Raw genomic sequence first — 13,296 nt, 5'->3', positions numbered from 1 at the left:
GCTCGTCGGAGCGGGAGGGCGGGGGCGTCCTCCGGGAACGCGCCTTCCGGAAACGGGAGCCTCCTTCGGGAGCGGGCGCGTCCGCCGGGGTGAGGCCGCTGGTCGGCCCGGGGGCCGCTAGCGGCGGGCCGTGGAGGCGGGGACCCGGTCGGCCGGGTCGTCCTCGACCGGCTCGGGGGCACCGGCCGGTCTCGGTACCCGGGCACCGGTGAGACGCCCGGTGCGGCCGGTGCGCCCGGCCCGGGCCGCCTCGGTCTGGGCGAGCCGGCGGTCGGCCTCGGCCTGGATGGCGTCCTTGTCGCCGATCTCGGCGTCCGGCAGCGCGTCCGGGAGGAGGTCCTCCAGCAGCCGCAGCGGCCGGTAGGCCAGTCCCAGCACGCCCCAGACCGTGAGCACCAGGCCGACCACGACGAGCAGCAGTCCCGCCCCGCGGCCCGGTCCGGTGCCGAGGACCAGGCCCACCGAGTCGGCGAGCGCGCCGCCGGGGCGCATCAGCGGCTCGAAGACGTGGTCCGAGAGCGGCCCCGCGGTGAGGAAGCCGAGCGGCATCATCGACATCGCGAGCATCTGGTTGGTGGCCAGGACACGGCCCTGGAGCTCCATCCCGACCTTGGTCTGGATCAGCGCCATCCAGTGCGAGTTGAGGATCATCATCGCGGCCCAGAGGACGAAGAGCCCGCAGGCGGTGAGCGCGGCCTCGGGACGGCTGCCGGTCAGGACGGCGGCGAGACCGACCACCGAGGTGAAGCCGATCATGCCGAACGTGCGTCTGCGGGTGCCGCCCCAGAGGGCCATGACCAGGGCGCCGGTCATCGCCCCGAGCCCGCCGAGCGCGGTGATCACGCCGAGCTGGACCGCCGAGCCGCCCGCCAGCACCATCGGGGTGATGAGCACGGTGGCGACGGCGAACAGGTAGTTGAACACCACGAAGAAGACCACCATCGCGACCAGGCTGTGCCGGCGCACGATGTACCGCCAGCCGGTCACCACCTCGCGGAGCAGCGGCTCCTCCTGCCGGTCGAACATCGCGTCCGGGAAGCGCACCAGCAGCAGGCAGGTGACGCCGGTGAGGAAGGTGGCCATGTCGAACAGCACCACCCCGTGCAGGCCGATCAGCGAGACCAGCACGCCGCCGCCCAGGACGGCCATCATGTCGCCGGCGCCCGTGCCGAGCTGGGCGAGGCCGTTCGCCTGGCCCAGGTAGCGCTTGGGTACCAGCTGGGTGATCGCGGCCAGGTAGGCGGGGCGCTGGAAAGCCGAGCAGACGGCCCCGGTGCAGGCGACCGCGTAGATGTGCCAGACCTGGAGGAGGTCGGCCCAGAGCAGCGCGCCGAGGCCGAGCATGCCGGCGGCGGCCACGGTGTCGGTGACGATCATGATCCGGCGGCGGTCCACCCGGTCGGCGAGCGCACCGGCGATCGGCAGCAGCAGGACCGCCGGCAGCACCGCGGCCACCGCGATCATCGCGAAGTCGAAGGCCGAGCCGGTCTGCTGGTAGACCCAGACGCCGAGCGCGAAGGTGGAGAGGCTGGTGCCGATCATCGAGACGAACTGGCCGATCGCCACCTTGGCGAAGGTGGCGAGTTCGGCGCGGGCCGCCGGCCGCCGGGCGTCGGCCCGGTCCGCGGCCGAGACCGCGCCGGTGGCGGCGAACTCGACCAGCACGCGGGCGAGTTCCCCGGCCTGGTGCTTGAGGAAGTAGTGCCCGGCGCGGGGCACGACGGCGAGGTCGACGGTCTCGCCGAAGTGCTCCCACTCCGTGTACCTCTCCTGGTACAGGAGGGTGGCCCGGTCCTTCTCACCGACGACGCAGAGGATCGGCGCCCCGATCGCGACCGGGCGGGCGTCCCCGTAGGCGCGGGTGTAGAAGTCCTCGGCCTGCCGGACGTCGTGCCGCAGCGCCCGGACCAGGAAGTCCTGTTCGGCCTGGTCGTAGACGTCCGTGAACCCGCCCATCGCCCGCAGGTAGTCGAGGTAGGAGCGGTTGGAGAGCATCCGGTCGCCGGGGAGCCTGCGGGCCATCCACTCCGCGAACCGGCCCGGCAGCCGGGCGGCGGGGAAGGTGCCGCCCAGCGCGACCCCGCGCAGGTCGGCGCCGGCCGCCTCCAGCCGGGAGCCGAGCGCGGTGGCGAGCGCGCCGCCGAGGCAGTGCCCGTAGAGCAGCACCGGACCGTCGATCCGCTCGCGGATCTGTGCGGTCAGGGTGTCGGCCAGCGCGTCGAGCTCGACCAGGTCGTCGTCGGGGCGGCTCGGGTCGTGGCCGGGCAGCTCGACGGCGTAGAGGCGGTGGCCGGCGGGCAGTGCGTCGGCGAGCGGCTGGAAGGTGATCGGGCTGCCGCCGCCGTACGGGACGCAGACGACGTTGACCGTCGCCGGGGCGTTCCCGCGGGTGAGCTTGTGCAGCAGGGTGCGCGGGCCCTCGTCGGCGGTGCCGCCGGCCCGGGCGTCGAGCAGCGCGGCGAGTTCGCGCACGGTGGGGTGCTGGAACAGGTCGATCACCGAGAGCCCGCGGCCGATCAGCCGGACGGCGTGCACGGCGGAGAAGGAGTCACCGCCGAGGGCGAAGAAGTCGTCGGCGGCACCGACCTCCTCGGCGACCAGCACCTGACGGTAGGCGGCGGCCACCGCGTGCTCCGTCGCGGTGGCCGGCTCACCGCCGCCCGCCGGGACGGGCCGGGTGGCGACCGGCTCGGGCAGCGCGGCCCGGTCGACCTTGCCGTTGGCGTTCAGCGGCAGGGCCGCCAGCACGACCAGGGCGGCCGGCACCATGTAGTCGGGCAGCCGGGTGCGCAGGGCCGCGCGCAGCGTGCCCGGGTCGGGGGCGGCGGCCGGATCGGCGGGGACGAGGTAGCCGACCAGGGTACGGGCGGCGCCCTCGCCCCGGGCGACGACGACGGCCTCGCGGACCTCGGGGCGGGCCGTCAGCTCGGCCTCGACCTCGCCGATCTCGACCCGGAAGCCGCGGATCTTGACCTGGTGGTCGATCCGGCCCAGGAACTCGACGGCGCCGTCGGGGCGGCGCCGGACCAGGTCGCCGGTGCGGTAGCAGCGGCGGCCGGCCACCTCGGTGAAGCGCTCGGCGGTGAGGTCGTCGCGGCCGAGGTAGCCTCGGGCCACGCCGGCGCCGGAGACGTACAGCTCGCCCGGGACGCCCACCGGGACGGGACGGCGGAGGGCGTCCAGGACGTGCGCCCCCACGTTGCCGAACGGCCGGCCGAGCGGGGCGGTCGCGCAGTCCCCGAGGTCGGCGGGCACGGGTGCGCCGAGCATCGAGACGGTGGTCTCGGTGGGACCGTAGTGGTTGTGCAGCGTCAGGTCCGGCCGGGCGGCTCGGATCCGGGCGACCAGGTCGGGCCGTAGGGCCTCGCCTGCGCAGATCAGCAGCCGGGCGGGCAGGATCCCGCCGAGGCCGGCGCCGTGTGCGGCGAGTCCCTCCAGGTGGCTGGGGACCAGCTTCATGGCGTCGATCCGGTGCTCGGCCGCGTAGGCGGCGAAGGCCGCCGGATCGGTCGCCTGATCGCGGGTGAGCAGGTGCAGGCAGCCGCCGCCGGTGAGCGCGCCGAACACGTTGGTGATGCCGAGGTCGGCGGCGAACGTCGAGACCAGTGCCCAGTTCCAGCCGTCCTGGTCACCGCCGATCCGCTCCCGCAGGCCGTGCAGGTAGTTGCGGACGTTGCGGTGCTCGACGGCGACGCCCTTGGGCGTGCCGGTCGAGCCGGAGGTGAAGACCAGGTAGCAGAGGTGCTCGGGCCGGACGTCCACCTCGGGGGCCTCGGCCGTGGCCGAGCCGTCCGGGACGACCGCCGGGATCCCGGCGGGGAGCCGGTCGCGGAGGTCCTCGGTGGTGACGACCGCGGCGGCCCCGGCCGCGGCGAGCAGCCCGTGGATGCGCTCGTCCGGGTAGACCGGGTCGATCGGCAGGTAGGCGCCGCCCGCCTTGAGGATGCCGAGCATGCCGACCACCAGCGCGGCGGAGCGCTCGACGAGCAGCCCGACCGGGCGGTCCGGCCCGACGCCGAGCGTGCGCAGCCGGTGGGCCAGGGCGTTGGCGCGGTGGTCGAGTTCGGCGTAGTCGAGGACGCCGTCGGCGCCGCGGACGGCGGGCGCGCCCGGGGTGCGGCGGGCCTGCTCCTCGACCAGGCCGTGCAGGGTGCCCCCGAGGTCCCAGTCGCGCGCGGTGTCGTCCCAGTCCGCGATCTGCCGCTGCTCGGACGGGGTGAGCAGAGGGAGACCGGAGAGCGGGCGGTCGGGGGTCTCGGCCATCGCGTCGAGGACGGTGGTGAGGTGGCCGAGGACGCGCCGGACGGTCGGCTCGTCGTACAGCTCGGTGCGCCAGACGAGGTCGGCGACCAGCTCACCGCCGGTGTCGACGACGGCCACCGACAGGTCGAACTTGGCGGTGTCGGTGCCGATCGGCCGCCAGTCGACGGCGTGGCCGGGCAGCCCCGGCCGGGCCTGCGCCTGGTTGTGGACGTTGAGCAGGACCTGGAACAGCGGGGTGTGGGCCAGTTCGCGCTCCGGGCCGAGCGCGTCGACCAGCCGCTCGAAGGGAAGGTCCTGGTGCCCGAACGCGCCGAGGGCCGACTCCCGTACCCGGTCGAGCAGCAGGCGGACGGTCGGGTCACCGGAGAGGTCGGTGCGCATCGCCAGGGTGTTGACGAAGCAGCCGACCAGCGGCTCGGTCTCGCCGCGGGTGCGCCCGGCGACCGGGGTGCCGACGGTCACGTCCTCGCTGCCGGTGTAGCGGCCGAGGACGGTCTGCAGGGCCGCGAGCAGCACCATGTACACGGTGGTGCCGGTCTGGTCGGCGAGCGCCCGGATCCGGCGGGTGCGCTCGACGCCGAGCTCGGCGGTGAACCGGTCGCCGGCGGTCCCGGCCACGGCCGGCCGGGGGCGGTCGGGGGGCACCGTGACGGTGGCGGTCGCGCCGCGCAGCCGTTCCTGCCACCAGGTCTGCTGCCGGTCGAGTTCGGCGGCGAGCCCGGTCTGCTGCCAGTACGCGATGTCGGCGTACTGGACGGGCAGCGGCGGGAACCCCGGGGCGCGGCCCTCCCGCCGGGCCGCGTAGGCGGTGGCGAGGTCGGTGAACAGGACCCCGATCGACCAGCCGTCGGCGGCGATGTGGTGCAGCACCAGGCTGAGCACGGCGCCGTCGCCGGTGCGCAGCAGGGCGGCGCGCAGCGGCAGGTCGGCGGCGAGGTCGAAGGGGCGGTGGGCCTCGGTCTCCAGCCAGGCGTCGACCCGGTCGGCGGGGACGTCGGCGACGGTGAGGGCGAGGCGCTCGGCGGGCAGCGGCTCGGGGCGGACCTCGCCGTCGACGGTCGGGTAGACGGTGCGGAGCACCTCGTGCCGGGCGAGGACGTCGGTGAGGGCCGCCCCGAGGACGGCCGGGTCGGGCGCACCGTCGATGTGCAGGGCGAGCGGGATGTGGTACGCGGCGCTGTCGGGCTCGTACTGGGCCAGGAACCACATCCGGCGCTGGGCCGAGGAGAGCGGCGCGGGGGTGCCCGCGGGGCGCGGGGTGACGGCGTAGCGGTCGGCGGCGCCGTCCGCGGCGGCGGCCTTGGCGGCCTTGGCCTTGGCGAGGCGGCGGCGGAGCAGTTCCTGCCGTCGGGCCTCGGCGTCCGGGGCCGGACCGGTGGTGGGCTGGTCGGTCATGCGGTCTCCCCCGTCCGGGCACCGGTGGTGCCGTCGGCCGTGCGGTCGTGCGGGACCCCGGGCGCACCGGGGCGGTTCCGGCCGTTCCGGCCGGTCGGGTCGTCGAGGTCGTTCCGGCCGTTCCGGCCGATCGGGTCGTCGAGGTCGTTCAGGTCGCCCAGTGCGTCGATCTCGGCGAGCATCCGCTCCTCGATGCGGCGGGCCAGCGTGGCCAGCGTGCGGGCCTCGAAGATCGTGCGCAGCGGAAGTTCGGTCTCGAAGGTGTCGCGCACCTTGGTGAGCAGCCGGGTGGCGAGCAGCGAGTGCCCGCCGATGGCGAAGAAGTCGTCGTGCCGACCGACCCGTTCGACGGCGAGCACCTCCTGCCAGAGGTCGGCGAGGAGTTCCTCGCAGTCCCCCTCGGGCGGGGAGCCGGCGCCGCCGAGCCGTGGCGCGGGCAGCGCGGCCCGGTCGACCTTGCCGCCGGGGGTCAGCGGCAGCGCGTCGAGCAGGACGAGCGCGGCGGGCACCATGTAGTCGGGCAGCCGCTCGGCGAGGGTGATGCGCAGTTCGTCCTCGGTGAGCGCGCTCCGGGTGGACCCGGCGTCGACGGACCCGCGGCCCGCGGGCTCGGCGCCGGTGACGACGTACCCGGCGAGGACCGGGCCGGCCGGGGTCCCGACGAGCCGGACGGCGCCCGCGGTGACCCCGGGGATCGCGGTGAGCGCGGCCTCGATCTCGCCGAGCTCGATGCGGAAGCCGCGGAGCTTCACCTGGGCGTCGGCGCGGCCGTGGTACTCCAACCGGCCGTCCGCGCGGCGGCAGGCGAGGTCGCCGGTGCGGTACATCAGCGCGCCCTCGGGACCGCCGGGCTCGGCGGTGAACCGTTCGGCGGTGAGCTCCGGACGGCCGTGGTAGCCGAGGGCGACGCCCGCGCCGGCGATGCAGAGCTCACCGACGCCGTTGACCGGAACGGCGCCTCCGGCGGAGTCCAGCAGGTGCAGCCGGGTGTTGGCGACGGGCGCGCCGAGGGCCACCACCCCGCCGTGGGCCGCGAGTTCGGGGGTGACCCGCTGGACGGTGGACCAGACGGTGGTCTCGGTCGGCCCGTACAGGTTCCACAGCGCGCCGACGCGCGGGAGCAGCGCCTCGGCGAGGTCCGCGGTGAGCGCCTCGCCGCCGCACAGGGCGGTCAGACCGGGACGGCCGGACCACCCGGCCTCCAGCAGCATCCGCCAGGTGGCGGGGGTGGCCTGCAGGTGGGTGACGCCGCGGGACCCAAGCCAGCCGGCCAGCGCGTGGCCGTCGGTGGCGGTGGCACGGTCGGCGATCTCCACCCGGGCGCCGGTGACCAGCGGCAGCCAGAGCTCCAGACCGGCGATGTCGAAGGTGACGGTGGTGACGGCGGCCATCACGTCCCGCCCGGTGAGGCCCGGCTCGCGGCCCATCGAGGTGAGGAAGTTGACGATCGCGCGGTGCGGGACGGCGACGCCCTTGGGGCGGCCGGTGGAGCCGGAGGTGTACAGCAGGTAGGCGGGCTCCTCCGGGCCGACGGTGGCGGCCCGCGCCGCGGCGGGGGCGGCGGCGTGCTCAGGGCCGTCCACGAGCACGGCCCCGCGGCCGTGCAGCAGCGGGTCGCCCGCCGTCGCGCTCTCGGCGACCAGCAGGGTGACACCGGCGTCGTCGAGGACGCCGCGGTTGCGGGCGAGCGGCTGCTCCACGTCGAGCGGCAGGTAGGCGGCCCCGCTGCGCAGCACGCCGAGCAGGGCGGCGGGCAGCAGCCGGCCGCGCCGGACGGCGACCGCGACCACGGCCCCGGGCCCGGCACCGCGCGAGGCGAGCAGGTGGGCCAACCGGTCTGCGGTGTCGTCGAGTTCGGCGTACGTGAGGGCGCCGTCGGCGGCGGAGACGGCGACCGCGTCGGGGGTGCGGGCCGCCTGGTCCGCCACCAGCCGGTGCAGCGGGGCGTCGGGTATCGGCGCCTCGGTGCGGTTGACCGGATCGTCGGCGGCGAGTTCGGCGGCCGAGAGCATGGCCAGCTCGCCGAGCGGCCGGTCGGGTTCGGCGACGGCGGCGGAGAGCAAGGCCACCAGGTGGTCGAGCACCGCCCGGACGGACCGCTCGTCGTAGCGGGAGGTCCGGTACTCGGCGGAGAGCAGCGGTCCGTCGGCCGGGAACTCCAGGAAGAGCGAGAGGTCGGTCTTGGCGGTGCCGTTGCACACCTCGGCGACGAACCGCAGGCTGAGGCCGGGGAGTTCGACGGCGGCCACCGGGTGGTTCTGGACGGCGAGCAGCACCTGGGAGACCGGCGAGGCGGTGAGCCCGGCCGAACCGCCGAACCGGCGCGCGTGGTCGACGAACGGGTGACCGCTGTGCTCGGCGGCTTCCAGCACGGCCGGGCGGACCCGGGCGACCAGGTCGCGGAAGGTGTCGGTGCCGGCCACCTCCAGGCGGATCGCGACGGTGTTGATCAGCGAGCCGAGGACCTGCTCCAGCTCGGGGACGGGCCGCACGGCGAACGGGCTGAGCACCGCGAGATCGGTGCGGCCGGTGTAGCGGTGCAGGACGCCGCCGAGCGCGGCCAGCACGGCCATGTAGAGGCTGGCACCCTCCTGGGCGGCCCGGCGTTCGACGGAGCGGACCAGGTCGGCGTCGATCCGGCGGGCGATCCGGCGGCCGGCGATGTCCTGCGGGTTGGGGTGCGGGCGGTCGCCCGGCAGGTGCTGTTCGGCGTCCAGACCGCGCAGCTGCCGGCCCCAGCGCCGGGCCGCGTCACGGCCGGCCGCGACGGCGCGCTCCTCCCAGCGGGCGACGTCGGAGAGCTGGAGGGCGGGTTCGGGCAGTTCGCCGTCCCGGTGGGCGCGGGCGATCTCGTCGAGCAGCAGTCCGGCGGCCCAGCCGTCCATCGCCGCGTGGTGGACGGTGAGCAGCAGCTCGTGCCGGTCCTCGCCGGTGCGCACGGCGAGGGCGCGCAGCAGCCGGCCGGTCGTCAGGTCGAGCGGCCTGGCCGCCTCGGTGCGCAGCGCGGCGTCGAGGGCCTCGTCGTCGGCGCCCGTGAGATCGAGGAGGGGCACGTCGACGGGGTAGGGCGCGACGATCTCCGCGGTGACCTCGTTCTCGTCCTCGCCGAGCGGGTCGGCGACGCCGCGCAGCGCGGTGCGCAGCACCTCGTGCCGGCGGACCACCTCGGTCAGCGCGCGGCCGAGGGCCTCGCGGTCGAGGACGCCGTCCGCCCGGACGCGCAGCGGGACGTTGTAGAGGGAGCTGCCGGGCTGGATCGACTCGTGCAGCCAGAGTTCGCGCTGGAAGCCGGTGGCGCGGGCCGGCAGGTGGGCCTCGCGTTCGGGCGGGGCGACGGAGCGGCGTCCGCCGCCGCCGTTGGCGACCCGGACGGCCAGCGCGGCCACGGTCGGCGCGGCGAAGAACTCGGCGAGCGGCACCCGGGTGCCGAACTCCCGCTCGATCCGGCCCAGCAGCCCGGCGGCGAGCAGCGAGTGCCCACCGAGGTCGAGGAAGACGTCGTGCACGCCGACCTCGGGCACGCCGAGCAGGCCCTGCCAGAGTCCGGCGATGCGGGTCTCGACGGGGGTCCGGGGTGCGACGAACAGCTCGTGGCCCGCGCGACTGCGGGCGGCCGGCGGCAGTGCCTTGCGGTCGGTCTTCCCGTTGGGGGTGAGCGGCAGGTGCTCCAGCACGGCGACCGCCAGCGGCACCATGTACCCGGGCAGGGCCGTGGCGCAGTGGGCGCGCAGGTCGGCGGGGGCCGGTTCGGCGAGGCCGGGCGCGGGCTGGACGAAGGCGGCCAGGTACTCGCCGGCCTCGTCGCGCTGGACGACGGCGGCGGCGGCCTCGACCGCGGGGTGGGCGGCGAGCACCGCCTCGATCTCGCCGAGCTCGACCCGGAAGCCGCGGACCTTCACCTGGTGGTCGACGCGGCCGTGGTACTCCAGGTCCCCGTCGGGGAGCCGGCGCACGAGGTCACCGGTGCGGTAGCAGCGCACGCCGTCGACGGTGACGAACCGCTCCTCGGTGAGGTCGGGCCGGCCGTGGTACCCGCGGGCCAGGCCCTCGCCGGAGAGGTACAGCTCCCCGATGCCGCCGTCCGGCACGGCCGCCCGCCGCTCGTCGAGGACGTGGGCGAGGGTGCCGTCGAGCGGGCGGCCGATGACCGGCTCGCCGTCCTCGTGGCGGCCGACCAGCGACCAGGTGGAGTAGACGGTGTCCTCGGTGGGGCCGTAGAGGTTGTAGAGCCGCTCCACCTTGGGCTGGGCGTACACCTTGTCGGCGAGGTGCCGGGGCAGTGCCTCCCCGGCCAGGTTGACCACCCGCACGCCGTCCGGAAGGCCGTCGCCGCGCAGCAGCGCGGCCATGGCGCTGGGCACGGTGTTGACCAGGGTCACCTCGTCGCGGGCCGGCAGCTCCGGCAGGGCGAGGACGTTCTCGGCCACCACGACCGTGCCGCCGACGGCGAGCGGGAGGAAGAGCTCGTACACCGAGATGTCGAAGCAGACCGAGGTGCCGAAGAGCACGCCGGCCAGGTCGGCCGGGGTGTAGGTCCGCGCGGCCCAGCGGAGCATGGCGTTGACGCCGCGCCGGGTGACCGACACGCCCTTGGGGCGGCCGGTGGAGCCCGAGGTGTAGAGGACGTAGGCGAGCGCGTCGGCGGGGGCGACGGGGTCCGCCGGGTCGGCGGCGGGGCCGGTCGGAGCCGGGGCGGCGAGGCCGGGGACCGAAGGAGCGGCGGGGGCGGGAACGGCCGGGGCGGCGGGGACGTCGGGGGCGTCCCCGCCGGTGTGGAGGAGGGTGGCACCGGCGCCGGCCAGCAGGTGTTCGTGCGCACGGTCGGTGGCCACCACGGAGGCCCGGGCGTCGCCGACGACCAGTTCGAGGCGGTCGCGCGGGTAGGCCGGATCGAGCGGCACGTACGCGCCGCCGGCCCGCAGGACCGCCAGCAGGGTGATCACGAGGTCTGCCGTTCGCGGCAGGCAGACCCCGACCAGGGCCTCCGGACCGATCCCGGCGGCTGCCAGCCGGTCCGCCACCGCCTGTACGGCGAGGTCTAACTGGCGGTAGGTCATCCGACGGTGGCCGTCGATCACGGCGAGGGCGTCGGGGGTGCGTTCGGCCTGAGCGGAGAACAACTCGGCCGGCGATGCTGCCGGGTCCAGCGGTGGATGTCCCGTCGAACTCATCAACTCTCCTGGGGGGTGATGCTGCTCCGACTTGTGGCCGGGGGGAAACGGGCGGTGTGCCCCCGGAGATGCTGGGGTAAAGATCTTCGAATGACCAGCACATTTCCGTCACTCGTTCGATATGCCGGAAAGATCACCTCCGTCGCGCTCGTCATCGGCGCGAAAGCGTGACGGTTCGTCGGCGATTTCGGACAGATTGTCAGGACCCTTGGCATCGCGGCCCAGTGGCGCTACGGTCGTCGCCAACGACCCGACGAGGGGGCGTGGCCGCGATTCCGCCGGCGACCCGGCAGAGCCTCTGACCTCCATGTTGTCAGATACCTGACACCCCCTGGAGCGCACAGAACCCCCGCCCCGGAAGGCCCGCCGGTCCGCCCGGAGGGCGCCGCACACCCGGCAGGGTGGGCGGGAGCCGCCCCGGGCAGGGGCCAGAATGTACGCCATGTCACGACGACGCCCCGCGCCCCGCGCCGCCGCGCCCGCGCCCCGCCTGCTGCCCTCCTCCCCCTGCCCGTGCGGCCTGCCCGGCACGTACGGGGAGTGCTGCGGCCTCCTGCACCGCGGACAGGCCGCAGCCACCACCGCCGAGTCCCTGATGCGCTCGCGGTTCAGCGCCTTCGCCGCCCGCGACGAGGCCTACCTGCTGCGCACCTGGCACCCCGACACCCGGCCGGACTCGGTCGAGTTCGACGCGGGGCTGCGCTGGGTGCGCCTGGAGGTGCTCTCCGGCTCCGAGGGCGGGCCGTTCCACAGCGAGGGCACGGTCGCCTTCCGCGCCCACTACGTCGAGGGCCGGGAGGAGGGGGTTCTCACCGAGCACAGCCGCTTCGTCCGGCACGAGGGCGCCTGGGTGTACCTCGACGCCCTCTCGCTCGACTGAACCGCCCACCCCGGGGCGGGCGGGCCCGCAGCGCTACAGGTAGTCGTCCAGCCGGGCCAGCGCGAAGCCCTGCGCGGTGACCTCGTCGACCACCTTGCGGAGCAGGTCGGTCATGGTGCCCGGCCACAGGTCGGTGCCCCGGAAGTGGGTGAGGATGATGTCGCCCGAGTGGAGCCGCTGGTCGAGCTGGCGGTACTCCATCCGGTCGGGGAACGCCTCCTCGTTCCAGAGCGGCACCGCCTCGATGCCGCAGGAGGCGGCGGCCCGCAGGGTGTCCTCGTTGTACTCCCCGTACGGGGGCCGGAACAGGCGTGGACGGGCGCCGATCTGCTGCTCCAGCTGGTCCTGCTGGCGGCAGATCTCGTCGCGCTGCGTCTCGTACCCGAGGACCTTGAGGTTGCGGTGGTTGATCGTGTGGTTGTTCACCGCGTCACCCTGGGCGGCGAGCTGGCGGAAGTAGCCGTAGTCGGAGCGGGCCAGGTAGTCGGCGACGAAGGTCGACAGCGGGATCCCGAGTTCGGCGGCCATCCGGTTGAACTCCGGGTCCTTCTCGGCACCGTCGTCGACCGTGAGGAAGACGATCTTCTGCTCGGTGGGCACCCGGTACACCACCGGCGGCAGGCCCTCCGCAAGCTTCACCCCCTGCCCGGCGCGCAGCTCCGGCCGGCCGGCCGGGCGCGGCGGAGCGGCCAGCGGCGGGCGCTCCAGGCCCCAGCGGCGCGCGGTCTCCAGCGCGGTCCGGACCGTCGCGGCCTTGCGGGCCACGGCCTCGCTGCTGGTCTCCTCCTCCGCCCGCGCCGGCCCCGGCAGCGACAGCGGTACGGCGGGCGGGCGGGGCCCGTCCCGGTCGGCCGCCGCACCGGTCCCGGTCGCCGCGCCCGCCCCGGCCACCGCGGGCTCCGGCGCCGCCGAACCCCCGGTCGGCCCGCCGCAGCCCGCCGCCACGACGGCCGCCAGGCACACCGCGGCGGCCAGCCCCGCACGGCTCCGGTGGCGCCCGGCCAAACCCTCGCTAATACGACAATCTGATGGTCTGTCCATAGCCCCACTGCTCCCCCGCCACGCCCACACCCCAATCCCCCCATCACCCGCCCGGAGCAGCGGCGCAGCGGCGACGGAACAGCGGCGGAACCCGGGCCGGCCCCCCGGGACCCGGCCCGGGGCAGCCGGCAGACGCCCGCGGCCTGTCCATCCAGGGGACCCGCCCGTCCGGCGGGCAGCCGGCTTTCGGCCTCGGGGATCAATCAACCGTGGCGGGCGCTCTCGCTGCCGGATTCTCGTCGGATCAGCGCGGTGCCGGGCGCCCGGTCGGGCGTGCCGGCGGATAGTCCTCGTACCGGGTCGTACGTGGATGATTCGCCGATGCGTGCAGGTGGGAGCACCTCCCCCGACCGGAGGCCGGGGGAGGATGCCCTGCCTCGTGCACCCGGCAGGATCCGACGGGGAGGGCTAGCCCCAATGCCGTGTAGATAGAGCCGTGGGTGGCCGCGTCAAGTCGCCTGAAATGGGACGGAGCTCCTGCTAGAACCGTGTCGACCAAGATCACTGTTCGGTAGGAGCTCCGTTGGGTGCCCAGTCTGTCATCTC

4 protein-coding genes are annotated in these 13,296 nt (G+C 75.3%); 1 reads left to right on the top strand and 3 read right to left on the bottom strand.

Annotated features, from left to right (window positions below; translation table 11 throughout):
• Positions 1-117: 117 nt before the first annotated feature.
• Together PUR61_RS03805 and PUR61_RS03800 are read right to left on the bottom strand one after the other, a co-directional pair.
• Positions 118-5,658 carry a non-ribosomal peptide synthetase/MFS transporter gene (locus tag PUR61_RS03805; protein ID WP_329875591.1) on the bottom strand — a complete coding sequence of 1,847 codons (5,541 nt, stop codon included), beginning with the start codon at positions 5,656-5,658 and terminating at the stop codon, positions 118-120.
• Positions 5,655-10,829, bottom strand: a complete 5,175-nt coding sequence (locus PUR61_RS03800; RefSeq protein WP_329875589.1) for a non-ribosomal peptide synthetase — start codon at positions 10,827-10,829, stop codon at positions 5,655-5,657. Before PUR61_RS03800 ends, PUR61_RS03805 begins: the two co-directional genes overlap by 4 nt.
• A 442-nt stretch (positions 10,830-11,271) precedes the next feature.
• On the opposite strand from PUR61_RS03800, the gene PUR61_RS03795 reads away from it, so the two are divergent.
• Positions 11,272-11,709 (top strand): YchJ family protein, encoded by a 438-nt coding sequence (locus tag PUR61_RS03795; RefSeq protein ID WP_329875587.1) that lies wholly within the window; start codon positions 11,272-11,274, stop codon positions 11,707-11,709.
• A 33-nt stretch (positions 11,710-11,742) separates the two neighbouring features.
• Here the strand turns inward: PUR61_RS03795 and PUR61_RS03790 are convergent, their stop codons facing one another.
• A complete protein-coding gene (locus PUR61_RS03790) occupies positions 11,743-12,714 on the bottom strand; it encodes a polysaccharide deacetylase family protein (protein WP_329875585.1) in 972 nt (323 codons plus the stop codon).
• Positions 12,715-13,296: the final 582 nt, after the last annotated feature.

Origin of the sequence: Streptomyces sp. BE20 (assembly GCF_036322525.1) — a bacterium.
Lineage (GTDB): Bacteria > Actinomycetota > Actinomycetes > Streptomycetales > Streptomycetaceae > Kitasatospora.
Note: the sequence above shows the minus strand (reverse complement) of the source record. Positions and strands in the feature narration are given on the sequence as shown.